Origin of the sequence: Agromyces subbeticus DSM 16689, from assembly GCF_000421565.1 — a bacterium.
GTDB lineage: Bacteria > Actinomycetota > Actinomycetes > Actinomycetales > Microbacteriaceae > Agromyces > Agromyces subbeticus.
Window position 1 is genome coordinate 19,278 of the sequence record NZ_ATXG01000015.1, and the last position, 25,804, is coordinate 45,081.

Annotated in this window: 26 protein-coding genes and 1 tRNA gene; 18 read left to right on the top strand and 9 right to left on the bottom strand. The window is 69.8% G+C overall.

Annotation, left to right across the window (positions count from 1 at the left end; genetic code table 11):
- The first annotated feature begins 8 nt into the window (after positions 1-8).
- On the top strand, positions 9-1,277 hold the full coding sequence (gene hisS, locus H521_RS0116870; protein ID WP_026482413.1) for a histidine--tRNA ligase: 1,269 nt from the start codon (positions 9-11) through the stop codon (positions 1,275-1,277).
- A 103-nt stretch (positions 1,278-1,380) separates the two neighbouring features.
- On the opposite strand, the gene H521_RS23970 is transcribed toward hisS, so the two are convergent.
- Complete coding sequence (locus H521_RS23970) at positions 1,381-2,178, bottom strand: endonuclease domain-containing protein (protein WP_169514009.1); 798 nt, start codon at positions 2,176-2,178, stop codon at positions 1,381-1,383.
- 408 nt (positions 2,179-2,586) lie between these two features.
- On the opposite strand from H521_RS23970, the gene eno reads away from it, so the two are divergent.
- The 7 genes from eno (at position 2,587) to H521_RS0116910 (ending at position 9,536) form a co-directional block, all read left to right on the top strand.
- Complete coding sequence (gene eno / locus H521_RS0116880; RefSeq protein WP_022894197.1) at positions 2,587-3,867, top strand: phosphopyruvate hydratase; 1,281 nt, start codon at positions 2,587-2,589, stop codon at positions 3,865-3,867.
- 81 nt (positions 3,868-3,948) lie between these two features.
- Complete coding sequence (locus tag H521_RS25930; protein WP_022894198.1) at positions 3,949-4,659, top strand: FtsB family cell division protein; 711 nt, start codon at positions 3,949-3,951, stop codon at positions 4,657-4,659.
- Complete coding sequence (locus H521_RS23980) at positions 4,656-5,255, top strand: DUF501 domain-containing protein (protein ID WP_022894199.1); 600 nt, start codon at positions 4,656-4,658, stop codon at positions 5,253-5,255. The genes H521_RS25930 and H521_RS23980 overlap by 4 nt, the downstream gene beginning before the upstream one ends.
- Positions 5,252-6,562: a S8 family serine peptidase gene (locus H521_RS0116895; RefSeq protein WP_022894200.1), complete on the top strand. Its 1,311-nt coding sequence runs from the start codon at positions 5,252-5,254 to the stop codon at positions 6,560-6,562. Before H521_RS23980 ends, H521_RS0116895 begins: the two co-directional genes overlap by 4 nt.
- A 47-nt stretch (positions 6,563-6,609) precedes the next feature.
- Positions 6,610-8,016 (top strand): NAD(P)/FAD-dependent oxidoreductase, encoded by a 1,407-nt coding sequence (locus H521_RS0116900; RefSeq protein WP_022894201.1) that lies wholly within the window; start codon positions 6,610-6,612, stop codon positions 8,014-8,016.
- Between the two features lie 52 nt (positions 8,017-8,068).
- Positions 8,069-8,142 (top strand) — tRNA-Leu (locus H521_RS0116905).
- A 107-nt stretch (positions 8,143-8,249) separates the two neighbouring features.
- Complete coding sequence (locus tag H521_RS0116910; RefSeq protein WP_084512555.1) at positions 8,250-9,536, top strand: serpin family protein; 1,287 nt, start codon at positions 8,250-8,252, stop codon at positions 9,534-9,536.
- A gap of 70 nt (positions 9,537-9,606) precedes the next feature.
- Here the strand turns inward: H521_RS0116910 and H521_RS0116915 are convergent, their stop codons facing one another.
- On the bottom strand, positions 9,607-10,533 hold the full coding sequence (locus H521_RS0116915; protein ID WP_022894203.1) for a Ppx/GppA phosphatase family protein: 927 nt from the start codon (positions 10,531-10,533) through the stop codon (positions 9,607-9,609).
- 86 nt (positions 10,534-10,619) lie between these two features.
- Here H521_RS0116915 and H521_RS23985 point away from each other — a divergent pair, with 86 nt between their 5' ends.
- The 4 genes from H521_RS23985 to H521_RS0116935 are packed head-to-tail and all read left to right on the top strand — an operon-like array spanning position 10,620 to position 15,073.
- The gene (locus H521_RS23985; RefSeq protein WP_022894204.1) at positions 10,620-11,216 is read left to right on the top strand and encodes a TetR/AcrR family transcriptional regulator; all 597 of its coding nucleotides are present in this window, start codon (positions 10,620-10,622) and stop codon (positions 11,214-11,216) included.
- 10 nt (positions 11,217-11,226) lie between these two features.
- A complete protein-coding gene (locus H521_RS0116925; RefSeq protein ID WP_022894205.1) occupies positions 11,227-12,516 on the top strand; it encodes an MFS transporter in 1,290 nt (429 codons plus the stop codon).
- A complete protein-coding gene (locus H521_RS0116930; protein WP_022894206.1) occupies positions 12,516-13,763 on the top strand; it encodes an alanine racemase in 1,248 nt (415 codons plus the stop codon). The genes H521_RS0116925 and H521_RS0116930 overlap by 1 nt, the downstream gene beginning before the upstream one ends.
- Complete coding sequence (locus tag H521_RS0116935) at positions 13,760-15,073, top strand: D-arabinono-1,4-lactone oxidase (protein ID WP_022894207.1); 1,314 nt, start codon at positions 13,760-13,762, stop codon at positions 15,071-15,073. Before H521_RS0116930 ends, H521_RS0116935 begins: the two co-directional genes overlap by 4 nt.
- A 40-nt stretch (positions 15,074-15,113) precedes the next feature.
- Here H521_RS0116935 and H521_RS0116940 read toward each other — a convergent pair whose 3' ends face one another.
- The 3 genes from H521_RS0116940 to H521_RS23995 are packed head-to-tail and all read right to left on the bottom strand — an operon-like array spanning position 15,114 to position 17,270.
- The gene (locus H521_RS0116940) at positions 15,114-15,848 is read right to left on the bottom strand and encodes an ABC transporter permease (protein WP_026482415.1); all 735 of its coding nucleotides are present in this window, start codon (positions 15,846-15,848) and stop codon (positions 15,114-15,116) included.
- Complete coding sequence (locus H521_RS23990) at positions 15,845-16,618, bottom strand: ABC transporter ATP-binding protein (protein WP_022894208.1); 774 nt, start codon at positions 16,616-16,618, stop codon at positions 15,845-15,847. The genes H521_RS0116940 and H521_RS23990 overlap by 4 nt, the downstream gene beginning before the upstream one ends.
- On the bottom strand, positions 16,608-17,270 hold the full coding sequence (locus tag H521_RS23995) for a TetR/AcrR family transcriptional regulator (protein ID WP_022894209.1): 663 nt from the start codon (positions 17,268-17,270) through the stop codon (positions 16,608-16,610). The genes H521_RS23990 and H521_RS23995 overlap by 11 nt, the downstream gene beginning before the upstream one ends.
- A 132-nt stretch (positions 17,271-17,402) precedes the next feature.
- Between H521_RS23995 and H521_RS0116955 the strand changes: the two genes are divergently transcribed.
- Complete coding sequence (locus H521_RS0116955) at positions 17,403-17,969, top strand: LemA family protein (protein WP_022894210.1); 567 nt, start codon at positions 17,403-17,405, stop codon at positions 17,967-17,969.
- Positions 17,970-17,978: 9 nt separating this feature from the next.
- Positions 17,979-18,854: a M48 family metalloprotease gene (locus H521_RS0116960; RefSeq protein ID WP_022894211.1), complete on the top strand. Its 876-nt coding sequence runs from the start codon at positions 17,979-17,981 to the stop codon at positions 18,852-18,854.
- A 29-nt stretch (positions 18,855-18,883) separates the two neighbouring features.
- On the opposite strand, the gene H521_RS0116965 is transcribed toward H521_RS0116960, so the two are convergent.
- Positions 18,884-20,098, bottom strand: a complete 1,215-nt coding sequence (locus H521_RS0116965) for a winged helix-turn-helix domain-containing protein (protein WP_026482416.1) — start codon at positions 20,096-20,098, stop codon at positions 18,884-18,886.
- 106 nt (positions 20,099-20,204) lie between these two features.
- On the opposite strand from H521_RS0116965, the gene H521_RS24000 reads away from it, so the two are divergent.
- Positions 20,205-21,431, top strand: coding sequence for an AI-2E family transporter (locus tag H521_RS24000; RefSeq protein WP_022894213.1), 1,227 nt, complete (start codon positions 20,205-20,207; stop codon positions 21,429-21,431).
- Positions 21,428-22,675, top strand: a complete 1,248-nt coding sequence (ilvA, locus tag H521_RS0116975) for a threonine ammonia-lyase (RefSeq protein ID WP_022894214.1) — start codon at positions 21,428-21,430, stop codon at positions 22,673-22,675. The genes H521_RS24000 and ilvA overlap by 4 nt, the downstream gene beginning before the upstream one ends.
- Positions 22,676-22,681: 6 nt before the next feature.
- Here the strand turns inward: ilvA and greA are convergent, their stop codons facing one another.
- Both greA and H521_RS0116985 read right to left on the bottom strand, forming a co-directional pair.
- Positions 22,682-23,173, bottom strand: a complete 492-nt coding sequence (gene greA / locus H521_RS0116980; RefSeq protein ID WP_022894215.1) for a transcription elongation factor GreA — start codon at positions 23,171-23,173, stop codon at positions 22,682-22,684.
- A 106-nt stretch (positions 23,174-23,279) separates the two neighbouring features.
- A complete protein-coding gene (locus H521_RS0116985; protein ID WP_022894216.1) occupies positions 23,280-23,690 on the bottom strand; it encodes a DUF4307 domain-containing protein in 411 nt (136 codons plus the stop codon).
- Between the two features lie 79 nt (positions 23,691-23,769).
- Between H521_RS0116985 and H521_RS24005 the strand changes: the two genes are divergently transcribed.
- Complete coding sequence (locus H521_RS24005; RefSeq protein WP_156891510.1) at positions 23,770-24,108, top strand: hypothetical protein; 339 nt, start codon at positions 23,770-23,772, stop codon at positions 24,106-24,108.
- A 30-nt stretch (positions 24,109-24,138) separates the two neighbouring features.
- Here the strand turns inward: H521_RS24005 and trhA are convergent, their stop codons facing one another.
- Positions 24,139-24,939, bottom strand: coding sequence for a PAQR family membrane homeostasis protein TrhA (gene trhA, locus H521_RS0116995; protein WP_022894218.1), 801 nt, complete (start codon positions 24,937-24,939; stop codon positions 24,139-24,141).
- Positions 24,940-25,012: 73 nt separating this feature from the next.
- Between trhA and H521_RS0117000 the strand changes: the two genes are divergently transcribed.
- Positions 25,013-25,798, top strand: coding sequence for an isoprenyl transferase (locus H521_RS0117000; RefSeq protein WP_022894219.1), 786 nt, complete (start codon positions 25,013-25,015; stop codon positions 25,796-25,798).
- Positions 25,799-25,804 lie beyond the last annotated feature (6 nt).

The window sequence follows — 25,804 nt, forward strand, 5'->3', positions numbered from 1 at the left end:
TGGTCGGCATGGCCGCATCCGTCACCCCACCGCGCGGAATGCGCGACTTCCTCCCCGCTGCGAAGGCCCGCCGCGAGCACGCCCTCGGGCTGATCCGCGAGGTGTACACGGCGCACGGGTTCGACGAGATCGAGACGCCCGTGATGGAGGATGCCTCGCGCCTGCACGCCGGGCTCGGCGGCGACAACGAGAAGCTCGCCTTCGCGGTGATGAAGCGGGCGCTCAGCGCCGACGACCTGGCGGCCGCTGCGGCATCCGGCGACGCGCTCTCGCTCGCCGACCTGGGACTGCGCTACGACCTCACGGTGCCGCTCGCCCGGTTCTACGCCACGCACCGCGCCGCGCTGCCGCCCGTGTTCCGGTCGATCCAGATCGCACCGGTCTGGCGCGCCGAGCGCCCGCAGAAGGGGCGCTACCGCCAGTTCGTGCAGTGCGACATCGACATCATCGGCGAGGCCGGGCCGCTCGCCGAGCTCGAGCTGCTCACCGCCACCGTGGCGACGCTCGACGCGCTCGGACTCGGCGGCACGACCATCCGGTTGAACGACCGGCGAATCCTCGCCGGCATCCTCAGCTCGTGGGGCGTGCCCGACGAGCTGCGCGAGCGCGCCCTCATCACGATCGACAAGCTCGACAAGATCGGTACCGGGGGAGTGGCATCCGAACTCGCCGAGCTCGGCATCGTCTCGAGCGATGCGGATGTCGCGGCCGAGCTCGAGGCGCTGACGACCGCCGACTGGCGCCTGCACGACGGCGTCGTGCCGCCGCCGGGCTGGCTCGACCGAGACGCGTACGCCGAGTTGCTCGCGCTGCGTGACGCGCTGCCCGATGCCGCGATCGAGTTCGACCCGACCCTCGTGCGCGGCATGGGCTACTACACGGGCACGATCTTCGAGATCGCGCACCCCGATCACGGGTACTCGCTCGGCGGCGGCGGCCGCTACGACGGCATGATCGGGCGCTTCCTCGGCCAGGAGGTGCCGGCGTGCGGCTTCTCGATCGGCTTCGAGCGCATCGTCGATCTGCTCGCCGTGCGCGACGAGGCGCGCCCGCGCGCCGTCGTGCTCGTCTACGACGCGGATGTCGCGTCGGCGCAGTTGCTCGCGCTGAAGCGCGAGCTCGTGGCATCCGGAACCCGAGTGCGCCTCGAGCGACGCGTGAAGAACCTGCGCGCCCTGCTCGACCGGGTGACCGCCGACGGCTTCGACGCCTTCGCCCAGGTCGGGGCCGAGACGACGGATGCCGCGTCGCTCGCGTTCCGCGACCTCGGCGCGTAGTACCCCGGACCTTGGCGGGTGCCGCTCACCCAGCAGCGCGGCCGAGTGGGCGAAGTTGGCGGCTCGGAGCGATGGACGTCGCCAAGATCGCCCACTCGACGCGTCAGTCGGCCGCGCGCGCGATCCTCGCTCGACGGATGCGCGCGATCAGGGCATCGGGATCGCGGAAGAGCGCGTTTCGGGTCACCCTGATGACCCGCCACCCCGCGTCTTCGAAGAGTTCGCGTCGCTCGATGTCCCGTTCCCATCGCGCCGGGTCTCGATGGCCGTCGCCCTCGTACTCGATCGCCAGACGGAGTTCGGGATAGGCGAGATCGGGGTGCAGCGTGAGGGTGCCGCCCGCGACGACGACGGCCGGTCCGATGACCGGTTCGGGAAGACCCGCCGCTGCCATCACGAGGCGGAGAAGCGTCTCGGGGCGGGACGCCGCTCCGACCCGGATGCGCTCCAGCGCCCATCGCGCACCACTCATTCCTCGGCCCCCGGTGCCGACGTCGATCGCGGCAGCCAACGCGGCGTGGTCGGCGAGCGCCGGCTCGCGTGCGCGACCATGCAGCACCCCGGTGACGAGGAAGTCGCCGACCGCCGTCAGGTCTTCGCGGCTGATGGCGGACGCGAGCTGTAGCCACATCGCGACCGGCTCGACGACCGGCAGCCCGAAACGGAGCACGACGGGAAACCCGGCACGCGAGCGATGCTCCACTGTTCCGCCGGTGCGGGAACGAGTCGGTGTCGGGCTCAGGACATGGAGTGGGCGCAACGCGGCGTGCGCGGCGGGCAGCGGAGCGCCGTAGAGGAGCGCCGCCGTCGTGTGGCTGAATGCTTCGCCGGTGCGAAGCAGCTGTTCGTAGGCGCGACAGAGATCGACGATCGAGTCGAGATCGAGATTCGACGTGCTCACTCCGGTGAACGGATGCTGCACCCGACCACCGCGAAGCTTCGCCCGTGTCGTTCCGAACGTCGCATGCTCGCTCGTACGAATCGCTGCGCCGGACGGGATCGGGCCGATCGCACGCCCACTACTCATGGCGACTCCTCATGCCGTTATCGTGGCGGTTCCGGCATCGTGGCGGGCGCCGTTCTCCACAGTTCGGCATTCACAGCGGCATCCGCTGCGCCAATGGGCGATGTTGGTGGTGCATTCGCGTTTGCGTCGCCGACTTCGCCCACTCGCGCGCGCCTCGGCGCGAACGGCGGCGGTGTTGCGAGTTCGTGCGGCGCAGCCGCCAGTCGTGAGCATTACTAGACTGGCTGGCGGATCACGACGGGGTCATCCGCTGCATACCCACCCATCACAGAGGAGTTCACTGTGGCAATCATCGAAGCTGTAGGCGCACGCGAGATTCTCGACTCGCGCGGCAACCCGACCGTCGAGGTCGAGGTGCTGCTCGACGACGGCTCGCTCGCCCGCGCCGCGGTGCCCTCGGGCGCATCGACCGGCGCCTTCGAGGCGTACGAGCTGCGCGACGGCGACAAGGACCGCTATCTCGGCAAGGGCGTGCAGAAGGCCGTCGACGCCGTGCTCGACGACCTCGGCCCCGCCATCGAAGACCTCGACGCCGCCGACCAGCGCCTCGTCGACGCCGCCCTCATCGAGGCCGACGGCACCGAGAACAAGAGCCGCCTCGGCGCCAACGCCATCCTCGGCGTGAGCCTCGCGGTCGCCAAGGCCGCTGCCGACTCGGCCGACCTGCCGCTCTTCCGCTACCTCGGCGGCCCGAACGCCCACGTGCTGCCCGTGCCGATGATGAACATCATCAACGGCGGCGCGCACGCCGACACCGGCGTCGACATCCAGGAGTTCATGGTGCTGCCGATCGGCGCGCCGAGCTACTCCGAGGGCCTCCGCTGGGGCGTCGAGACCTACCACGCGCTCAAGGGCCTGCTGAAGGCCAAGGGCCTCTCGACGGGTCTCGGTGACGAGGGCGGGTTCGCCCCCGACTTCGCATCGAACCGCGACGCGCTCGACTTCATCTCCGAGGCCGTCCAGAAGGCCGGCTTCACGCTCGGCACCGACATCGCCCTCGGCCTCGACGTCGCGGCGAGCGAGTTCCACGAGAACGGCGTCTACAAGTTCGAGGGTAAGGACCGCACGTCGGCCGAGATGAACGCGTACTATGCGGAGCTCGCCGCCGCGTACCCGCTCGTGTCGATCGAGGACCCGCTCGACGAGTCCGACTGGGACGGATGGGCCGCCCTCACCGCCGAGCTCGGCACGAAGCTGCAGCTCGTCGGCGACGACCTCTTCGTCACCAACCCGAAGCGCCTCGCAGAAGGCATCGCAAAGAAGACCGGCAACTCGATCCTCGTCAAGGTGAACCAGATCGGCACCCTGACCGAGACCCTCGACGCCGTGACGCTCGCGCAGCGCTCGGGCTACACCGCCGTCATGTCGCACCGCTCGGGTGAGACCGAAGACACCACGATCGCCGACCTCGCCGTCGCGACCGACTGCGGTCAGATCAAGACGGGCGCGCCCGCCCGGAGCGAGCGAGTCGCCAAGTACAATCAGCTTCTGAGGATCGAAGAGGAACTCGGTGAGGCCGCGGTGTACGCCGGCCGCACGGCGTTCCCCCGCTACACGGCCTAGACAGCAGTTCGAGTGTGACGGGGGCGGCCGAGTGGCCGCCCCCGTCATCCGTGTTTCCGGGCAGAACGGTGAGGAGGGGCGATGAACGACGAAACGGGTCGCTCCGGCCGCGTTCCCCGGCGCCCGACCGCCCCGACGCCGAAGCCCAGGTCGAAGCCGGCGACTGGCGGTGCTGCGAAGGCCAAGTCGGGCTCGGGCACCAAAGCGGGCTCGGGCACCAAAGCGGGCTCCGGCACCAAGGCGGGCTCCGGCAGCAACGCGAGGTCGACCCGGCCCGCCACGGCGCAAGAGGCGAGTGCCGTGCGAGCTGGATGGCTCAGCGGCATCCGATTCTCAGGTTTCTCGCTCATCATGATGGGAGTGCTCGTGCTCGCCGTCGTGGTGCTCGCGCCGACGATCGCGGCGTTCGCCCAGCAACGGCAGCAGATCGCCGAACTGCGTGCCGCCGTCTCCGCTCAAGAGACCGAGGTGCAGCGGCTGCGTGATGAACGCGAGCGCTGGAACGACGACACGTTCATCGTGACCCAGGCGCGCGAGCGCCTCTACTACGTGATGCCCGGAGAGGTCAGCTACCTCGTGATCGACGATCGAACGGCTGCGGCGAAGGCGGATGCCACGGCCGAGGTCTCTGCCGACGTGACCGAGTCGAAGGGCGACTGGATGCGCACCCTGCTCGACTCCGCGCTGACCGCGGGGCTGGCGCCAGACGCCGTGCCACCTGCCACCGACCCTGCAACACCACCCGCCGACCCCGCCGACCCCGCAGCACCCGCCGCCGAGGAGACCCGATGACCCGCCCGCCCTTCGAGCCCGTGACCGCGCGCGACGTGCGCATCGTCTCGGCGCAGCTCGGACGACCCGCGCGCGACGTCGTCGGCATCGCTGCACGCTGCGTGTGCGGTGCGCCGACGGTCGTCTCCACCTCTCCGCGGCTCGCCGACGGCACGCCGTTCCCGACCTTCTACTACCTCTCGCACCCGGCCGCGACGGCGGCGATGTCGTTCCTCGAGGCGGCGCAGCTCATGGTCGAGTGCACCGAGCTGCTCGCGAGCGACCCCGACGTCGCAGCGGCGTACGAACGCGCACACCGCGACTACCTCGCCGATCGCGAGTCGATCGCCGTCGTGCCCGAACTGGCCGGCATCTCGGCCGGCGGCATGCCCACACGCGTCAAGTGCCTGCATGCGGTCGCCGCGCACGCGCTCGCTGCGGGGCCGGGGGCCAACCCGATGGGCGACATCGCGCTCGAGCGCTCGAGCTGGTCGCCCACGGTGTGCCGCTGCCCCGACTACGGCGTCGACGACGTCGAGCCCGATGGCGGCGTCGAGCCCGGTGTCGGCGTCGAGCCCGGTGTCGACGTCGGGCCCGATGGGGGAGCGACCGCGTGAGTTTCCGCCGCAGCAGTGCACGCAGCACCCTCCGTGCGCGACGCCGTCCGCTCGCGTGGATCGCGCGAGCCACGGCGACGGTCGCTGCGGCGTCGCTGCTCGCGCTCGCCGGGGCCGCCCCGGCGCACGCAGACCCCGTGCGCGACTACGAGTACTGGCTCGGCGACTACGGTTTCACCACAGCCTGGAGCACGACCCGCGGCAAGGGCGTCACGGTGGCGATCATCGACACCGGCGTCAACGGCAACGTCGCCGAGCTGCGCGGCGCCGTTGTCGGCGGCACGGATGTCTCGGGCCTCGGCACCCCCGACGGCCAGACGCCCGTCGGCGAAGACGAGACGCACGGCACCATGGTCGCCGGGTTGCTCGCCGGCCGTGGCACGGGAGAGGGCAACGGCATGATCGGCACCGCGCCCGAGGCATCCCTGCTCAGCATCTCGGTCGCCTTCGGCCAGGACACGGGCGCCGTGAAGTCGAACGACGACCAGATCGCCGAGGCGGTGCGCTGGGCCGTCGACAACGGCGCCGACGTCATCAACATGTCGCTGACCCGCAACACGCCCGACTGGCCCGAGAGCTGGGACGACGCGTTCATGTACGCCTTCGAGCACGACGTCGTCGTCGTGGCGGCCGCAGGCAATCGCGGCAGCGGCACGAGCCAGGTGGGCGCGCCGGCGACGATTCCCGGCGTGTTGACGGTGGCCGGCGTCGACAAGGCGAAGAACGCGAGCCTCGATGCGAGCTCGCAGGGCATCACGATCGCTGTGGCCGCGCCGAGCGAACAGCTCGTGGGCCTGCAGCCCGACGGGGGCTACGTGCTCTGGAACGGCACGAGCGGGGCGGCCCCCATCGTGTCGGGCCTCGTCGCGCTCATCCGGGCCGAATACCCCGAGCTCGATGCGGCCAACGTCATCGAACGACTCATATCGACGGCCGACCCGAACGGGCAGACGGTGCCGAGCGCCCTCTACGGCTACGGGCTCATCGACCCCGTCGCGGCGCTCACCGCAGACGTTCCGAAGGTCGACGAGAATCCGCTCGACAGCCTCGCCGACTGGATCGTCCTGCACCGTCGCGCCGAAGTCGAGGCACCCGAAGAGAGCACCGAGGTGCAACCGATCGTGCCGATCGCCGATCCGCTGCTGCCGAGGTCGGATGGCGCGCAGACGCTGTTGCCCACGGCATGGACGCTCGCCTACATCACGGTGCCGCTCTCACTGGTCGCAGGGTTTGGTACGCTAGCAGCGCTGTTGGGCATCGGCGCCACTCGGCATACCAGGCGGACTGTCCGCTCTCGCGAGCAGTGATCGCACGCGTCAGACCGCACTACCAATAACTGAGGAGTCCATTCACCGTGCCCAAGATTCTCATCGTCGGCGGTGGCTATGCGGGGTTCTACACGGCGTGGAAGCTCGAGAAGTGGCTGCGCCCGGGCGAGGCTGAGGTCACGATCGTCGACCCGCTGCCCTACATGACGTACCAGCCGTTCCTGCCCGAGGTCGCGGCCGGCTCGATCGAACCGCGCCACTCCGTCGTCGCGCAGCGTCGGCACCTGAAGAAGACCAACGTGGTGACCGCGAAGGTCACCGGCATCGATCACGCGAACAAGACCGCGACGATCACGCCCGAGCTCGGTGAGCCGTGGCAGTTCGACTACGACGTCGTCGTCGTCACGGGCGGCGCGGTCTCGCGCACCTTCCCGATCCCCGGCATCGCCGACAACGCGATCGGGCTCAAGTCGATCGAAGAGGCCGTCGCGATCCGCGATCGCGTGCTCACGAACTTCGACAAGGCCTCGAACCTGCCTCCCGGCCCCGAGCGCGAGCGCCTGCTCACCTTCGTCGTCGTCGGTGGCGGCTTCGCCGGCATCGAGGTGTTCGCCGAGCTGCGCTCGTTCGCGAGCTCGCTGCTCGAGTACTACCCGCAGCTCACGTTCGACGAGACACACTTCCACCTCATCGAGGCCATGGGCCGCATCATGCCCGAGGTGTCGCTGCCCACGAGCCACTGGGTCATCAAGCACCTCGCCCAGCGCGGCGCCGAGATCCACCTCGACACGCAGCTCACGAGCGCCGTCGACGGCGTCATCGAGCTGTCGACGGGCGAGAGCTTCGAGACCGACCTCATCGTCTGGACCGCCGGCGTCATGGCGAATCCCGCCATTGTGCGTTCGAGCGACCTGCCCGTCGAAGAGCGCGGCCGCATCAAGACCCGCGCCGACCTGCGCGTCGGCGACGACGAGGACTTCGTCGTCGATGCCTGGGCTGCCGGCGACATCGCCGCGGTGCCCGACCTCACGGGCGGCGGCGTCGGCGGCTACTGCGTGCCGAACGCCCAGCACGCCGTGCGCCAGGGCAAGCTGCTCGCGAAGAACATCGTCGCAGTGCTGCGTGGCGAAGAGCCCAAGCAGTACTTCCACAAGAACATGGGCGCGGTCGCGGGTCTCGGCGTCGGCTCGGGTGTCTTCCAGTCGGGCAAGATCGCGCTGACGGGCCTCATCGCCTGGTTCGCGCACCGCGGCTACCACGGTCTGGCGATCCCGAGCTTCGAGCGCAAGTTCCGGGTGTTCTGGGGCTGGTGGAACAACTTCTGGCTCGGCCGCGACATCGTGTCGCTGAGTGCCGTGCAGCAGCCGCGTGCCCAGTTCGAGCTCTTCGCGGCTCGCCTGAAGCCGCCGGCCGTCGAGGCGCCGGCCCAGGCCGCCGAGCCCGCCGCGAAGGCGAGCAAGGCTCCCAAGAAGGAGACGGTCGCCGCCAAGTAGCGACCGCCCTGACTATGCTGTGACGCGGCGTCGCCCTTCGGGGCGGCGCCGCGCTCCCGTAGCCCAATCGGCAGAGGCAGGCGACTTAAAATCGCCTCAGTCTGGGTTCGAGTCCCAGCGGGAGCACTGTTCTTCTTTTCACCAGATCCGCGTGCTCACGTGGAGGTCAGGGCATCGAACTGGCGGCCGTGCTGCCACTGCAAGAATCACCGATTACCAGACACAATCGGTGTATGACCCAAGATGTCCCGGCTACCGGAGCGTTCCGCGTATCTCGACACAGGCGGGCGCTGCGGGCCGGACTCGTTGTGGCAGTCGCGCTCGTCCTCACCGCCTGTGGCGGGGTTGTTGGCCAGCCGGGCGGCGGCGCGGGAGATACCACTCTGAGCGCCGATCTCGCGGGCAGCCTGTCGGCCGAGGACGCCGCTGCGGCGGCTAACGGGGTCAACGCCTTCGGCTTCGATCTGCACACCGCCGTCGCAGAGGATGGCGACAACACCGTCACCTCGCCATTGTCGGCATCGGTGCTGCTGGCGATGGTCGCCGCCGGTGCCGGCGGGGACAACGCCGAGGAGATGGTCGACCTTCTGGGTCTCGATGGCCCGCGAGACGGACGGTATGCGGCTCTGCTCGCCGATCTGGTCGGTACCGATGACGTCACGTTGACGATCGCGAACTCGCTGTGGGCGGCCGAAGGCTATCCGTTCGAGGACGACTATGTCTCGTTCGTGCAAGCCACATACGGGGCGACGCTCGATGAGGTCGACCTCGGCTCGCAGGATGCCGCCGACGCTATCGACGACTGGGTCGACGAACGCACTCAGGGGCTGATCGATGAGATCGCCGCGGATCTCGGCCTGCCCGATTCGCAGGCGATGCTCGTGCTGCTCAATACTGTGTATTTCGCGGGTGCCTGGACCACCGCATTCGACGAGAGCGACACTCGGGACGCGCCATTCGCCCTGGCCGGCGGCGACGAGGTGGGGGTGCCCACCATGCATCGCATCGACGCCGAGGGGGAGACCTCATTCGGTGATGGCTTCCAGATGCTCCGCCTTCCCTACGGTGACGACGAGCGCTTCGGTATGGAGGTGTTGCTGCCCGACGAGGACGTGGCGCTCGACGACCTTCTCGACGACCTCGACGCCGAGGTCTGGGGGAATGCGGTCGACGGCCTCGAGACGACCACCCTCTCTGAGATCGCACTCCCACGCTTTGAACTCGAGTGGGACGCGAGCCTCAAAGAGGTTCTGCAATCGCTCGGGATGGTGTCTGCTTTCAGCGGCGGCGACTTCACTCCGATGTCGCCAGCCAACCCGTTCCTCGACACCGTCGTGCAGAAGACTTATATCCAAGTCGACGAGAAGGGCACCGAGGCCGCGGCGGTCACGGGCGGGTTGATGGCGCAGTCCGCAGGACCGCCGCCATTCCGGGTCGACCGGCCGTTCGCATTCACCGTCAGCGACCGCGAGACCGGCGCCGTGCTCTTCCTCGGCAGCGTTCACGATCCTCGCGGCTGACACGCCGTCAACCGGCTTTCGGAGGGGAAGCGCGAGAGCGTCGAACCAAGGCCTTCGGTTCGGACCGACCTCAGCCGAGCCTGTCGAGGCGGCGCAGGATGAGCCCTTCACGGAGCGCCCATGGTGAGACCTCGAGCTCGTCGACGCCGAAGGCGCGCATCGCCTCGGAGAGCACGACGGCGCCCGCGACGATCTGGAAGGTGCGGTCGGCCGTGATGCCGGGCAGCGCAGGCCGCGCGTCGGCCGGAATGCGCGCGAGGCGGGGAGTCCAGTCGTCGAGCCCCTCGCGAGTGAGGATGCTGCGCTCGGAGTCGCCGAACCCGTCTTCGACCGTGCCCGCGAGCCGCGCGAGCGATCGGATGGTCTTCGACGAGCCCACCACGTGGTCGGGCGACGGCAGCGCCCGGAACGGCCCGACCGCCTCGGCGAGCACCGCGCGTGCGTGGGCGCGGAGCCGCGCGACCTGTTCGGCCGAGGGCGGGTCGTCGGGCAGGAACGAGATCGTCGAGCGCCCGGCGCCGAGGGGGAGCGAGCGCGCGACATCCGGCACCTCGTCGATGCCCTGCGCGATCTCGAGCGAGCCGCCGCCGATGTCGAAGAGCAACAGGCGGCCGGCCGACCAGCCGTACCAGCGCCGCACGGCGAGATAGGTGAGCCGCGACTCGTCGTCGCCCGAGAGCACCTGCAGCCGCACGCCCGTGTCGCGCTCGACGAGGTCGAGCACCGCTTCGCCGTTCGCGGCCTCGCGAATGGCAGAGGTGGCGAAGGCCAGCAGTTCTTCGATGCCGGCCTCGCGAGCAGCGGATGCCGCGCCGCCGACCGCCGTGAGGATCGCGGTGACGCCCTCGGTGTTGATCGAGCCGTCGGGCTCGAGGTAGCGCATGAGCCGCAGCACCGACTTGTGCGATGCGGTGGGGATGGGGCGGGCGCCAGGATGCGCCTCGACCACCAGCAGATGCACCGTGTTGGAACCGACGTCGAGGACTCCGAGGCGCATGCTGCGAGCGTAACGGTTTTCGTGCATACTGATGCGACTGGGACAGTCGTCCCACTTCGTCGTCGGTGCTGTCGAGAGGGGTTCGCATGGCCCGCATCCCCGCCGCGGAGCGCCGAGCCGCGCTCGTCGAGGCCGCACTGCGCGTGGTGTCGAGGCGCGGCATCGCGCAAGCGACCACGCGTGCAATCGTCGCCGAGGCGGGCATGTCGCTCGCGAGCTTCCACTACGCCTTCGACTCTCGTGACGAGCTCATCGACGAGCTCATCACGACCGTGGTGGCCCGCGAACAGCAGGCCGTGCTGCCCGATGAGCTCGACGGCCACGACCTGCGCGAGATGCTCGAGGCGGGCCTCCTGCGCTACTTCGATCATCTGCGCGCCGACCCCGAGCACGAGCAGGCGATGCTCGAGCTCACGCAGTACGCGCTGCGTTCGCCCGACCGGCATCCGCTCGCCGTGGCGCAGTACGCGAGGTACGCCGAGTTGGCTGCCCGCTCGCTCGCGGCTGCCGCAGAGCTGACCGGCGTCGTCTGGCGCACGCCCGTCGAGCAGGTCGCGCGCGTGCTCATCGCCTTCACCGACGGCCTCACCCTCACCTGGCTCGTCGCCCGCGACGACGACGACGCCCGGGCGGTCGCGCACGCGGCCGCCGACGCCCTCTCGAGAATGGCCGACCCCCGATGACGAGCCCCCGATGACGGACCTCGACGCAGCGCAGCCTCCCCAACCCGCGCCGCCGGCCACGGTGACGGCGCTCGGCGAGCCCGTGCGGCGGGTCTCCGCCGGCTGGATCGCCTCGTTCGCGACCGTCTGGCTCGGCATCTGGATGGCCCAGCTCACGCCCGTGCAACTGCTGCTGCCCGCCCAGATCGACGCGCAGCTGCGGCCCGACAACTGGGTCGACAGCGTGGTCGCCTTCGGTGCGATCTCGGGCATCGCGGCGATCGCGACGATCATCGCCTACCCGCTGACGGGTGCGCTCTCCGACCGAACCACGTCGCGCTTCGGACGCCGCCGACCCTGGATCGCGATCGGCGCCGTCGTTTTCGCCCTCTCGCTCGTCTCGCTCGGCCTGCAGACCGAGATCTGGGCGATCGGGGCGACGTGGGTCGCGGCATCCGTGGGCTTCTGCATCATGACCGCCGCCCTCACCGCGACGATCTCCGACCAGGTGCCCGTCAACCAGCGCGGCTTCGTCTCGGGCTGGATGTCGGCGCCGCAGGCGATCGGCATCATCGTCGGGCTCGTGCTCGTCACCGAGCTCGTGACCGACACCTCCCTCGGGTACCTGCTGCTCGCGGTGATCCTCCTCGTGCTCGCGATCCCGTTCCTCACCCGCGCCGACCAGCCGCTCGCGATCGCCGACCGCAGCAGGGTCACCGCCAAGGGCATCGTCGCGGGCTTCTGGATCAGCCCGCGCAAGCACCCCGACTTCGGCTGGACGCTGCTCAGCCGGGTGCTCGTCTCGGTCGGCAACGCGCTCGGCACGAGCCTGCTGCTCTACTTCCTGATGTTCCAGCTGAACGACGCGCACGCCGAAGACAACCTCATCGTGCTCACCCTCATCTACATGGTGTTCGTGATCGCCGCCTCGCTCGTGCTCGGCAAGCTCTCCGACAAGCTCGGCCGCCGCAAGATGTTCGTGTTCTTCGCCTCGGCTCTGCAGGGCGTCGCGGCCCTGCTGCTCGCCCTCTTCCCCGACCTCACGGTCGCGATGGTCGCCGCCGGCCTCCTCGGGCTGGGGTACGGCTGCTTCCTCTCCGTCGACCAGGCGCTCGCGACCCAGGTGCTGCCCGACGCGGCCTCGCGCGGCAAAGACCTCGGCATCATGAACATCGCCTCGGCCGTGCCACAGGCCGTCGCGCCCATGATCGGTGCGGCCGCGGTCGTGGTCTCGGGATCCTTCATGCTTGTCTTCCTGCTCGGCGCGGCGTTCTCGTTCGCCGGCGCGTTCGCCGTCGCCCGCGTGAGAGGTGTCCGCTGATGACGCTCGACCTTCGCATGACCGGTGTTCCGGCGACGGATGCCGCGGAGTGGCGCCGCCCCGAGCGGTACTGGCCCGGCCTGACCGCCGCGACCGCCCACCTCGACGCCCCCGTCGGAGCACTGCACCTCGGTGCGCTGCGCCACAACGCGCTCGACATGCAGCGCAGGGCGAACGGCACCCCGATCCGCGTGGCCTCGAAGTCGCTCCGCGTGCGCGGCGTCGTCGAGGCGCTGCTCGAGATGCCGGGCTATCGCGGCGTGCTCGCGTACACGCTCGCCGAGGCGCTCTGGCTCGCCGACACCATCGACGACATCGTGGTGGGCTACCCCACCGCCGAGCGCGGGGCGATCCGCCGGCTCGCGAGCGACCCCGATTTCGCCGCGCGCATCACCGTGATGGTCGACTCCTCGGCGCAGCTCGACCTCATCGATGCGGTGCTGCCGCCGAGCCGTCGCGAGACGATCAGGGTCTGCGTCGAACTCGACGCGTCGTGGAACGCACCGCTGCTCGGCCACCTCGGCGTACGCCGCTCGCCCGTGCACTCACCCGACGACGCGGCAGCGCTCGCCGCGTACATCGTGAACCGGCCCGGCTTCGAGCTCGTCGGCATCATGTCGTACGAGGCGCAGATCGCCGGCGTCGTCAACCGGCCGGCCGGCCGCCCGGTCGACGGCGCCGTGAACCGGTGGATGCAGTCGCGCTCGATGCCCGAACTGCTCGAGCGCCGTGCTCGAGCCGTCGCCGCCGTGCGCGCCGTCGCCGACCTCGAGTTCGTGAACGGCGGCGGCACGGGCTCGCTCGAGGTCACGGCAGCGGATGCCTCGGTGACCGAGATCGCCGCGGGCTCCGGCATCTTCGGCGGGCACCTCTTCGACGGCTACCAGCACTTCACGCCTGCGCCGGCCGCGGCCTTCGCGCTCGACGTCGTGCGCCGCCCGAGCCACGACCACGCGACCATCCTCGGCGGCGGCTGGATCGCCTCAGGACCGCCGGCCGCCGACCGCCTGCCGAGGATCGTCTGGCCCGAGGGGCTCGTCATGGAGCCGCGCGAGATGGCCGGCGAGGTGCAGACGCCCGTGCACGGGGCATCCGCTCGCGGTCTCACCGCAGGTGATCGGGTCTGGTTCCGGCACACGAAGTCGGGAGAGCTCGCCGAGCACCTGAACGAGTTCGCCGTCGTCGAGGCCGGTGAAGTGGTCGAGATGCTTCCGAGCTACCGAGGAGAGGGCAAGGCGTTCCTGTGACGGCGACGGGAGCGACGTGGCGCAACTGGGCGCGCACGGAGTCGGTTCGACCGCTGCGCGTCGAGCGCCCGGCGACGAGCGGGGCGGTGCAACGCGCGGTCGCCGCCGCTGCGGCATCGGGCCTGCGCATCAAGGCCGTCGGCGCCGGTCACAGCTTCACCGGCATCGCGGTGGCACCTGGCGTGCAGCTCGATCTCGCCGATCTCTCGGGCATCGTCGACGCCGACATCGCGACCGGGCGGGTCACGCTCGGCGCCGGCACCCGGCTGCACGAGCTGCCGGCACTGCTCGCGCCCTACGGGCTCGCACTGCCGAACATGGGCGACATCGACCGGCAGACGATCGCCGGCGCGACCTCGACCGGAACCCACGGCACCGGGCTCGGCTTCGGCGGGCTCGCGACGCAGATCGTCGCCGCGAAGCTGGTGAGCGGCACGGGCGAACTCATCGCGGTGAGCGAGTCGGAGCGCCCCGAGCTGCTGCCCGCCGTGCGACTCGGACTCGGCGCGCTCGGCGTGCTCGTCGAGGTCACGCTGCAGCTCGTGCCCCGCTTCGTGCTGCACGCCGTCGAGAAGCCGGCCCCTCTCGGCGAGGTGCTCGACGGCTGGCCCGAGCTCGTGCGGGCCAGCGACCACTTCGAGTTCTACTGGTTCCCGCACACCGAGGCCGCGCTCACGAAGACGAACACCCGGCTGCCCGGTGACGCACCGCGTCGCCCGCTCGGCCGCGTCTCGCGATGGGTCGACGACGAACTGCTCGCCAACGGCCTCTACCGCGGGGTCTGCGCGGTCGGCCGCATCGCGCCCGGCGTGGTTCCCGCGTTCGCTCGCCAGGTCGAGAAGCTCACCGGCGACCGCGATTTCGCCGACTTCTCGCCGAAGGTGTTCGTGACGAACCGCACCGTTCGTTTCCGTGAGATGGAGTACGCCGTGCCCCTCGCGGCGGTGCCCGACGCCGTGCGCGAGGTGCGCTCGCTCATCGAGCGGAAGGGCTGGCGCATCAGCTTTCCGATCGAGGTGCGCGCCGCGGCATCCGATGACAACTGGCTCTCGACGGCCTACGGCCGCGACAGCGGCTACCTCGCCGTGCATCGCTACTTCCGTGAAGACCCCGCCGAGTACTTCACGGCGGTCGAGGCGATCATGCGCGAGCACGGCGGCCGGCCGCACTGGGGCAAGATGCACACCCGCGATGCGGCGTCGTTGCGCGAGGTCTACCCGCGCTTCGACGACTTCGTGCGGGTGCGCAACGAGCTCGACCCCGAACGCCGCTTCGGCAACCCGTACCTCGAGCGCGTGCTCGGGGCGTGAACGAGGGGCGGATGCCGCGTGGCATCCGCCCGACCATTTGCTACGGGGTGCGACGACGCAGGGTGATCGAGCCGAGCACGATGGAACCGACGATCCACGCAGCGATCACGAGCAGCTTGGCCACGATCCACTCGGTGCTCTCGGTGTCGCCGGCCACCGCCTGCAACGCGTCGATGGCGAAGCTCAGCGGCAGCCATTCGCTGACGATCTCGAGCGCCTCGGGCAGCTGATCGCGCGGAATGAAGATGCCGCCCAGCAGAATCTGCGGGAAGACCAGCACCGGCATGAACTGCACGACCTGGAACTCCGAGCGGGCGAAGGCGCTCGCGAGCAGGCCGAGGGCGGTGCCGAGGAGCGCGTCGGCCACCGCGACGGCGAAGAGCAGCCAGAGAGATCCCTCGATCTCGAGCCCGCAGACCCACACCGCGAAGGAGACGGCGATCGCCGTCTGGAAGATCGCGAGCAGGCCGAACGCGAGGGCGTAGCCCAGGATGAAGTCGCCCTTGCCCATCGGCATCGAGAGCAATCGCTCGAGGGTGCCGCTGCGGCGCTCGCGCAGGGTCGAGATGCTCGTCACGAGGAACATCACGATGAACGGGAAGAGCGCGATCATCGCCGGCCCGATGTCGGAGAAGACGTCGGTGTCGGTGAAGATCCACGCCACGAGGCCGATGAGCAGACTCGGCACCACGAGCAGCAGGCCGACGGTTCGCGGGTCGTGCCGGATCTGGGTGAGCACGCGACCGGCGGTCGCGAGCGTGCGCATGGGCGTCATCGCTGCGCCTCCGTCTCGTTCGTCGAGCGAAGATCGGGTTCGCCGCGTTCGATGAGGCGCAGGAACGCCTGCTCGACGTCATCGGTGCCGGTGACCTCGAGCACGCCGCGCACCGAGTCGTCGGCGAGGAGCCGGCCGTCGCGCATCAGCAGCAGCCGATCGCAGCGCTTGGCCTCGTCCATCACATGGCTCGAGATGAGCAGGGTGGCGCCGTCGTCGGCGAGGCTGCGGAAGAGCCCCCAGAGCTCGACCCTGAGCACCGGATCGAGTCCGACGGTGGGCTCGTCGAGCACGAGCACCTCGGGTGCGCCGAGCAGTGCGGCCGCGAGCGACACCCGGCTGCGCTGGCCACCCGACAGGGAGCCGGCGAGCCGGCCCGCGACGGTGTCGAGGTCGGTGCGTTCGATGACCCGGTCGACGTCGGATGCCGGTGCGCCGACGATGCGCCGGAAGTAGGCGAGGTTCTGGCGCACGGTGAGGTCGTCGTAGACGCTCGCCTGCTGCGTGACGTAGCCCATGCGCGTGCGAAGGGCGCGGCTGCCGGCCGGCAGGCCGAGCACCTCGATCGTGCCCGACTTCACCACCTGCACTCCGACGATCGCCCGCATGAGCGTGGTCTTGCCGCTGCCGCTCGGGCCGAGGAGGCCGACGATGCGACCGCGGGGGACCGCGAGCGAGAGCTGGTCGAGCACGGGCGTGCCGCCCCGCACGACCGTGAGGTTCTCGACGATGACGGCGGCGCCGGGTGCGGCATCCGAGTTATTCACCATGTGACGAATTGTGCGCCGATGGCGCATCGCTGTCAAGCGATCCGAACCGCCCGGTCAGGTGCCACTGCACCGCGGGGCCGACGCGGCGCACGAGCTCGTCGACGCCGACCGAGGCGATCGGCTCGAACTCGAGCACGTAGCGCACCATGATGACCCCGACGAGCTGCGAGGCGGCGAGCTCGGCGCGCAGCTCGGCGTCGTCGGCATCGCCCAGCGTCGCCGCGATGCGATGCATGATCTCGCGCCGAAGGAACTCCCGGAGCATGCGGGCGACGGGCCCCTGGCCGATCGCCGAGCGCAGCGCCGCGACCGCAGCGGGGCGAACCGCCCCCGAGTCCCACGCGGTCAGCACCGCTCGCACGAGCCGCGCGCCGAGCTCGTCGACGGGAGCGTCGAGTGCGTCGCGCACGACCCGATCGGGGCGCAGCGGCACCTTCACCACCTCGGCGACGAGCGCCTGCTTGCCGTCGAAGTAGTGGTGGATGAGGGCGGGGTCGACACCGGCCCGGCGGGCGATCGCGCGCAGCGATGCCGCCTCGTAGCCGTGCTCGCCGAACTCGGCCGTCGCCGCCTCGAGAATGCGGGTGCGGGTGTCACCGGCCTTCGCACCGCGGGGCCGGCCTCGACGTCGGGGTTCCGAGTGCTCCGTCACAGGCTGAGCCTATGCCCGGATGCGGCTCTCGGGTTCCTCCGAGTCTCATGGGAAGCACGGGCCGCCAGTGGGGCCCTCAGTAGGATGGAATGCACACAGCAATCAAGCCCAGAGCGCTTAGGAGTCCGTGCCATGGAATGGCTCATCCCCGTCATCATCGTCGTTGCGCTCGTGGTGATCATCGGCATCTACCTCTGGGCCACGTACAACTCCCTCGTCACGCTGAACGTGCGAGTCGACGAGGCATGGAGCGACATCACGGTGCAGCTGAAGCGTCGCGCCGACCTGATTCCGAACCTCATCGAGGCGGTCAAGGGCTACGCAGCGCACGAGAAGTCCGTGTTCGAATCGGTCACGCAAGCGCGTGCCGAGACGCTGTCGGCGCAGGGCCCCGCCGAGGCCGGCGCAGCCGAGAACCACATGCAGCAGGCGCTGAAGTCGATCTTCGCGGTGGCCGAGGCGTACCCGCAGCTGCAGGCCAGCCAGAACTTCCTGCAGCTGCAGTCAGAGCTCGTCGACACCGAAGACAAGATCCAGGCGTCGCGCCGGTTCTACAACGGCGGCGTGCGCGAGCTCAACACGAAGATCAAGGTCTTCCCGAACACCCTCTTCGTGCGCAGCCTCGGCTTCAACGAGCGCGACTTCTTCGAGGTCACCGAGCCTGCGGCCATCGCAGAGCCGCCGCGCGTGCAGTTCTAAGGCCCGGCGTTGTACCGCGCGATCGCCAAGAACAAACGCAACACCGTCTTCATCGTGCTGTTCTTCCTCGCCATCATCGGCGGGCTGGGGTGGCTGGCGGCATACGTCTACGGCGACATCACGATCGTGATCGTGACGCTCGTGATCGCGAGCGCCTACGCGCTGTTCCAGTACTTCACCGCCGACCGCCAGGCGCTCTCGATGTCGGGTGCCGTCGAGCTGCAGTCCAAGGCCGACCACCCTCGGCTCTGGCGTACCGTCGAGAACCTGTCGATCACGACCGGCACGCCGATGCCGCGGGTCTTCGTGATCTCCGACCCCGCGCCGAACGCCTTCGCCACGGGGCGCGACCCCGAGCACGCCGTCGTGGCCGCGACGACGGGGCTGCTCGAGATCATGGACGACGCCGAGCTCGAGGGCGTCATGGCCCACGAGCTGGGGCACGTGCGCAACTACGACATCCGGCTCTCGATGGTGGTCTTCGGCCTCGTCGTCGCCGTCGGCTTCATCTCGGACATGCTCGTGCGCATGGCCTTCTTCGGGCGCGGCAACAACAACGGCAACCCGGTCGTCATGATCTTCGGGCTCGTGGCCATGCTCATCGCGCCGCTCGTCGCGAGCCTCGTGCAACTCGCGGTCTCGCGCCAGCGCGAGTACCTCGCCGACGCGACGGGTGCGATGACCACTCGCCACCCCGACGCTCTCGCCAGCGCCCTCGAGAAGCTCGAGGCCTACGGGCGGCCGATGAAGCGGCAGAACTCGTCGATGGCCCACCTCTGGATCGCTGACCCCCTGAGGCCCGGCGTCATGGACAAGCTGTTCGCCACCCACCCGCCGATCGCCGAGCGAGTCAAGCGCCTCGAGCAGATGGGCGGCGCGTTCTAACGCGTCGCGTCAATCGAGACCGGTAGCGCTCAGGCGGCAGCCGCGCGCAACTCGGCTGCGAGCGCGGGGGAGAGGTCGCCGCGACCCGTGACCGTGACCTCGCCGAGCCCCTGCCATGCCGCGGCCCGCTGCAGCACCGGCACGAGTCGTGCCGCCGTCTCTGCCGGCGCGCCCGGCTCGCTCCAGGCCGACTGCACGCGAAGCACCCCGGCCTGGCGATCGCTCTTCAGGTCGACGCGGCCCACGACGCGGTCGTCGATCAGCACCGGGAGCGAGTAGTAGCCGAACTTGCGGTCGGGCTCGGGCGTGTAGATCTCGATGCGGTAGTGGAAGTCGAAGAGCCGCTCGGTGCGCGGGCGGAACCACACGACCGGGTCGAACGGCGACAGCACCGCGGCGGCTTCGATGCGGCGCGGCCGCTTGGCATCGCGATGCAGCCAGGCAGGGGTCTGGCGCGAGCCGGTGACCCAGCCCGGCACCTCGACCGGCAGCAGCACGCCCGCGTCTTCGAGCTCGGTGATCGCCCGGCGCACCGGCTGCCGCTTCATGCGCCAGTAGTCGGCGAGGTCGGCCTCGGTGGCGATGCCCTGAGCGGATGCCGCGAGCGCGACGAGCTCGCGCACAGCGTCGGTTTCGGCGGGCGGGGTGCCCAGCAACTCAGCGGTCAGCGCCTGCTCGGGCAGGGCGTAGACCCGCTCGAAGCGGCGGCGTTCGACGCACACGACCTCGCCGGTGCGGAACATCATCTCGAGCGTGCGCTTCACGTCGGACCAGCCCCACCATGGGCCGCGGCGTTCGTTGGAGTCGTGCTCGATCTCGCTCGCGCGCATCGGGCCGTTCGCGGCGAGCTCGGCACGGAGCCAGTCGGCGAGCGTGCGGTTCTCGGTGACCCAGCCGCCCCAATCGCTGCCCTTTGCGCGGTACTCCGCGCGCCGGAACTCGAAGAGCGGCCACAGCTCGCGTGGAATGTACGCCGCCTGATGCGCCCAGTACTCGACCATGCGGCCCCGCCGACCGGTCGTGATGCGATCGAGTGCGCCACGGTCGTAGGCCCCGACCCGGCTGAATGCGGGCAGGTAGTGGCTGCGCTCGAACACGTTGACCGAGTCGATCTGCAACAGCCCGAGCCGATCGATCACCCCGTTGACCGCACGAGTGCCGGGGGCGTCGGGAAGCGGGCGGGCGAAGCCCTGGGCCGCGAGCGCGATGCGGCGGGCGAGGGCTGGGCTGACGACGTCGACCATGATGAGATCGACCATAGCGGCGACCGCCGACACCGCAGAGTGCCATGGGGGCGCGGCATCCGCAAGCCATGCCGATCGGTTCATACGCCCCGCCTAGACTGGAGCGATGACGGACTCCAGGGGGCGCATACGGGGCCGACTGTCGAGGCGTGCGGCGGATGCTCCGGCGCCTGAGCAGCCGCGTCAAGACGATGCGGGCGAGGTCGGGCAGAGCATCCCGTTCGGGGTGCGGCTCGCGGCCGGCTGGTCGTGGCGATTGCTGCTCATCGGCGGTGTGCTCGCGGTCGTGGTCTTCCTCATCATCCAGTTGCGGCTGATCGTCATCCCGATCTTCGTGGCCGTGCTGATCGGCGCCCTGCTGGTGCCGTTCTCCGGGTTCCTGCAGCACCACCGCTGGCCGAAGTGGGCCGCGGTGACCGTGGCCATGCTGTCGGCGCTCGTCGTCGTCGGTGGGTTGCTCGCCCTCGGCATCTCGCAGATCGTGCGCGGCCGAGACGAGCTCGTGGCGCAATCGCTCGTGTCGTGGGACAGATTCCGCGAGTGGCTGCTCGAGGGGCCGTTCCACATCACCGAAGCGCAGCTGAACGACTGGGTCGATCAGATCATCACGTCGATTCAGCAGGATTCGAGCGTGCTCCTGAGCGGCGCCCTCTCACTGACCAGCTCGTTCGGGCACTTCCTCGCCGGCCTGCTGCTGGCCTTGTTCGCGACGCTCTTCATCCTCATCGACGGTCGCGGCATCTGGAACTGGATCGTCGGCATCTTCCCCCGCCGCGGTCGCGCCGCCATCGACGGCGCAGGCAAGGCCGGCTGGGCCACGCTGCAGAACTTCGTGAAGGTGCAGATCCTCGTCGCGACGATCGACGCCATCGGCATCGGCCTCGGCGCGTTCTTCCTCGGCGTGCCGCTCGCCGTGCCCATCGCGATCCTCGTCTTCCTCGGCTCCTTCATCCCCATCGTCGGTGCCGTGGCGACCGGGGCGCTCGCCGTCTTCGTCGCGCTCATCTACAACGGCCCCGTGATCGCCCTGATCATGCTCGGCATCGTGCTGCTCGTGCAGCAGGTCGAGGGGCATGTGCTGCAGCCGCTCATCATGGGTACTGCGGTCAAGGTGCACCCGCTCGGCGTGGTGGTCGCGGTGGCGACCGGCTCGCTCCTCGCCGGGATCCCGGGCGCGCTCTTCGCCGTGCCCGTCGCAGCGGTGCTCAACGTCATGATCCTCTCGGTCGCAAGCGGGGCCTGGAAGAACGATTCCGGCCCGCCCGCCACCGCAGCACGGTCGCCGCTCTGGCGCACCGTGCCGCAGCGCCCTGGCTACAAACGAGGAGAATGAACGAGTTGACGACCGTGATTCCCGGCCCGGGGCTGGCCGATTTCGAACGCGCGCGAGTCGTTGTCGCCGCGGTGGCCCGCCAGACCCCGATGGAGTCGTCGCGGTTCCTCGCTGAACGGCTCGGGGTGCCGGTGCATCTGAAGTGCGAGAACCTGCAGCGCACCGGCTCCTACAAGCTTCGCGGGGCGTACCACCGCATCGCGGCGCTGACCGAGGCCGAGCGGGCGCGGGGCGTCGTCGCTGCCTCGGCCGGCAACCACGCCCAGGGGGTGGCCTTCGCGGCACGCGAACTCGGCATCCGGGCGACGATCTTCATGCCCGTCGGCGTTGCGCTGCCGAAGCTCGAGGCGACGAAGGCCTACGGAGCCGACGTCGTGCTGCGCGGCGACTCCGTCGGCGAGACGCTCGAGGCCGCCGCCGCCTTCGCCGCTGAGACCGGCGCCGTGATCATCCCCCCGTTCGACCACCCCGACGTGATCGCCGGTCAGGGCACGCTCGGACTCGAGATCCTCGAGCAGACGCCCGAGGTGGCGACCATCGTCGTGCCGATCGGCGGGGGCGGCCTGGCCGCCGGCATCGCCAGCGCGGCCAAGCAGCGTGCCGCCGAGCTCGGCCGCACGATCCGCATCGTCGGCGTGCAGGCCGAGAACGCGGCGCCCTACGTGGCGTCGCTCGCTGCGGGCTCGCCCCAGCACGTGCCCGTGGTGCCGACGATCGCCGACGGCATCGCCGTCTACCGCCCCGGCGAGCTGAACTTCGAGATCATCCGCGACACGATCGACGAGATCGTGACCGTGACCGAAGACGACATCGCCCGGGCGCTGCTCGTGCTGCTCGAGCGCGCCAAGCTCGTGGTCGAACCAGCCGGCGCGGTCTCGGTGGCGGCGATCATGACGGGTCAGGTCAAGTCGGAGGGCCCCGTGGTCGCGCTGCTCTCGGGCGGCAACATCGACCCGCTGCTCATGCAGCGGGTGATCGCGCACGGGCTCGCGGCATCCGATCGCTATCTCACGCTCGGCATCGGACTGCCCGACCGCCCAGGCCAGCTGGCCCGCATCTCGGAGCTGCTGGCCGAGGCCAACGCCAACGTCATCGAGGTGCTGCACACCCGGCACGGCTCGGGCCTGCAGATCTCGGAGGTCGAGCTGAAGCTCTCGGTCGAGACTCGGGGCCCAGAGCACCGCGAAGAGGTCGTCGAGGTGCTGCGCCGCGCCGGCTACGAGCCGGTCGTCTACAACGAGTAGCGCTCGCTACTCGCCGCCCCAGGTGGCGACGCCCGTGATCTCGACCGGGATCTCGCGGCCGTTGGGCGCGATGTAGCTCGTCTTCTCGCCGATCTTCAAGCCGAGGATGGCTGCGCCGAGCGGGCTCTGCTCGCTCCAGACGTCGAGCTCGGAGTCGCCGGCGATCTCACGGCTGCCGATGAGGAAGGTCTCTTCGTCGCCCGCGATGACGGCGGTGATGACGGTGCCGGTCTCGACGACGCCCGACGACTGGGGCGCTTCGCCGACCTCGGAGTTGCGCAGCAACTCCTTGAGCTGGCGGATGCGGGCCTCCTGCTTGCCCTGCTCGTCTTTGGCGGCGTGGTACCCGCCGTTCTCCTTGAGGTCGCCCTCCTCACGGGCCGACTCGATCCGCTTGGCGATCTCTTCGCGGCCGTGGGTGGAGAGGTGCTCGAGCTCCGCCGCGAGGCGGTCGTAGGCCTCCTGGGTGAGCCAGGTGACGGTGGCGTCCTGCGCCATGATGCACACTCCCGTGTCTGGGTACCCGTCGACCGGGTACGCACAGTGTCAGCTGCACGCCGTATAGACGTGTCGCCCCGACGAATGTCGGAGCGAATGTTCCATGTTAGGTGAGCCAGCAGCGGTAAATCAAACCCGTGTTGGCCTCTTGAGCGACCCGCACCGTCTCGGTGAGGCTGCGGATGTGCCGTGTGGAGGCCGGCACGTCGACGACCTTCCAGCCCACGACGGTGAAGTCTTCATTGAGCGCCTGCACGATGCAGGCGGTGTCGTTGCCGGGCGGGACCGAGAGGTTCCACCTGACCTCGACCGCGCGCTCCTCGTTGATCAGCTGATGGCCGGTGTCGGTGACCTCGACCTGCGGCTTCTGGCCGTCGAGGCCCGCCCAGACGACCCACGCGACGAGCACGATCGCGAATGCCACCGCACCGACGATGAGCAGCAGTCGATCGCGGCCGCGATTCGTGCGGGTTCGCCCGTAGCGCGCGGCGAGCGCGTCGGTCTCGGGCTCTGCCACGGGCACGGCTCCTTCGATCTCGATCGTCTAGGCTTGAATCCAGCCTAACCCGCCCCGTGAATGGAATCCGATGCTCGTCGTGCCCGCTCTGACCCTCTTGGCAGAAGACGAGGAGTTCGACCCGAACACCGTGACTCCTGGCATCTGGGGCTTCGTGCTCACCTTCGTGGTGATGCTCATCGTCGTGCTGCTCGTGATCGACATGGTCCGGCGCATCCGCAGGGTCAACTACCGCGCCGAGGTGCGCGAGCAGCTCGAGGCCGAGCAGCTCGAGGCCGAGCAGCTCGAGGCCGAGCAGCTCGAGGCCGAGCAGCTCGAGGCCGACGTGCGAGATGCCGAGATCGGCGAGGCCGACGGCCAGGCGACGGATGCCGCGGGCGACGTGCCGACCGAGGGCGACGAGCCGCCCGCCCGCTGACCGCAGGCCGCGGCGCGGCTGACCGGCCGCTCAGCCGAGGTGGTAGGCCGGGGCGACGGCGATCAGCAGCGTGGCCGTCCAGTGGCACATGAACGCGAGCACGGTGCAGGCGTGGAAGATCTCGTGGAAGCCGAACACGCCCGGCCATGGGTTGGGCTTCTTGAGCGCGTAGGCGACGGCGCCGACGGTGTAGAGCAGGCCGCCGACGATCACGAGCACCATCATCGCCGCGTTCGCCTCGAGCAGGTCGCCGAGGTACATCACCGCAGCCCAGCCGAGAAGCAGGTAGAGCGGCACGTACAACCAGCGCGGAGCGCCGATCCAGAACACGCGGAAGCCGATGCCGAGGAGGGCTCCAGCCCAGACCACGCCGAGCAGCAGCCAGCCCTTGTCGGGCGGCAGCGCGAGGATCGCGAGCGGTGTGTACGTGCCGGCGATCAGGAGGAAGATGTTCGCGTGGTCGATGCGCTTGAGCACGAGCTTCGTCTTCGGCTTCCAGTCGAAGCGGTGATAGAGCGCCGAGTTGCCGAACAGCAGCATCGACGAGAGCACGAACACCGCCGACGCCCATTTCGCCGGGGCTCCCTGGGCGAGCATGATGAGCAGGACGCCCGCGACGATCGTCAGTGGGAAGGTGACCGCGTGGATCCAGCCGCGCCACGTCGGCTTGACGTCCGCCTGGGCGAGTGAGTCGTCGAGGAACGGGATGTTCGGCAGGTCGGAGCCGTGCTCCGCACGTGAGACCGCGGTGTCGCCCGGATCGTTCGCTGCGATCGGACGGGAGAGTTCTTCGGCGGCATCGCGCGAGTCGCGCCGGCGCTTCGAGGTCATGCCTCCAGCGTATCCGCGCCGCCGGCCGGGCCGGCGGTGAGTGGCGGATGCCGCGGAGGGGTAGCGTAGTGCCGTGCAGACGAGCGACGAGCCCCTCGGTCGCGGCATCCTCTACCGCCTCTACCAGAACCGGCTCAGACGAAGCCTCGACCCGGCGGCCCTGCCGCGCCATGTCGCGATGATCATCGACGGCAACCGGCGCTGGGCGAAGCAGCTCGGCTACGACACGGCGGCGCACGGCCACCGCGCCGGTGCCGCGAAGATGCGCGAGTTCCTCGAGTGGTGCGACGATGCCGGCATCTCGACGGTCACGCTCTACCTGCTCTCGAGCGACAACCTCGGCAATCGCCCGAGCGCCGAGCTCGCCGACCTCATCGAGATCATCGCCGAGCTCGCCGAAGAGCTCTCGCACTACCGCAACTGGCGGGTGCAGCACGTCGGGTCGGATGCCGGTCTGCCCGAGCCGCTCGTCGCCGCCCTCGACGCCGCAGAGCATCGAACCGCCGACAAGCACGGGCTGCACGTGAACCTGGCCGTCGGCTACGGCGGGCGCAAGGAGATCACCGACGCGATGCGCTCGATCGTGGCCGCGCATCACGCCGAGGGCCGCAGCCTCGAAGACCTCGCCGAACGGCTGACCCCCGACCTCATCGGGCAGCACCTCTACACGGGCGGGCAGCCCGACCCCGACCTCGTGATCCGCACCTCTGGCGAGCAACGGCTCAGCGACTTCATGCTCTGGCAGGCCGCGCACAGCGAGTTCTACTTCGTCGAGGCGCTCGGCCCCGATCTGCGCAAGGTCGACTTCCTGCGGGCTCTGCGCGACTATGCGAAGCGTCACCGGCGCTTCGGCGGGTGACCCGCG

Excerpts from the sequence above, each read along its gene's own strand:
- hisS (WP_026482413.1), top strand. The coding sequence starts at position 9 with ATGGCCGCATCCGTCACCCCACCGCGCGGAATGCGCGACTTCCTCCCC.
- H521_RS25930 (WP_022894198.1), top strand. The coding sequence starts at position 3,949 with ATGAACGACGAAACGGGTCGCTCCGGCCGCGTTCCCCGGCGCCCGACC.
- H521_RS23980 (WP_022894199.1), top strand. The coding sequence starts at position 4,656 with ATGACCCGCCCGCCCTTCGAGCCCGTGACCGCGCGCGACGTGCGCATC.
- H521_RS0116910 (WP_084512555.1), top strand. The coding sequence starts at position 8,250 with ATGACCCAAGATGTCCCGGCTACCGGAGCGTTCCGCGTATCTCGACAC.
- H521_RS0116915 (WP_022894203.1), bottom strand. The coding sequence starts at position 10,533 with ATGCGCCTCGGAGTCCTCGACGTCGGTTCCAACACGGTGCATCTGCTG.
- H521_RS23985 (WP_022894204.1), top strand. The coding sequence starts at position 10,620 with ATGGCCCGCATCCCCGCCGCGGAGCGCCGAGCCGCGCTCGTCGAGGCC.
- H521_RS0116925 (WP_022894205.1), top strand. The coding sequence starts at position 11,227 with ATGACGGACCTCGACGCAGCGCAGCCTCCCCAACCCGCGCCGCCGGCC.
- H521_RS0116930 (WP_022894206.1), top strand. The coding sequence starts at position 12,516 with ATGACGCTCGACCTTCGCATGACCGGTGTTCCGGCGACGGATGCCGCG.
- H521_RS0116940 (WP_026482415.1), bottom strand. The coding sequence starts at position 15,848 with ATGACGCCCATGCGCACGCTCGCGACCGCCGGTCGCGTGCTCACCCAG.
- H521_RS23990 (WP_022894208.1), bottom strand. The coding sequence starts at position 16,618 with ATGGTGAATAACTCGGATGCCGCACCCGGCGCCGCCGTCATCGTCGAG.
- H521_RS0116955 (WP_022894210.1), top strand. The coding sequence starts at position 17,403 with ATGGAATGGCTCATCCCCGTCATCATCGTCGTTGCGCTCGTGGTGATC.
- H521_RS0116965 (WP_026482416.1), bottom strand. The coding sequence starts at position 20,098 with ATGGTCGACGTCGTCAGCCCAGCCCTCGCCCGCCGCATCGCGCTCGCG.
- H521_RS24000 (WP_022894213.1), top strand. The coding sequence starts at position 20,205 with ATGACGGACTCCAGGGGGCGCATACGGGGCCGACTGTCGAGGCGTGCG.
- ilvA (WP_022894214.1), top strand. The coding sequence starts at position 21,428 with ATGAACGAGTTGACGACCGTGATTCCCGGCCCGGGGCTGGCCGATTTC.
- greA (WP_022894215.1), bottom strand. The coding sequence starts at position 23,173 with ATGGCGCAGGACGCCACCGTCACCTGGCTCACCCAGGAGGCCTACGAC.
- trhA (WP_022894218.1), bottom strand. The coding sequence starts at position 24,939 with ATGACCTCGAAGCGCCGGCGCGACTCGCGCGATGCCGCCGAAGAACTC.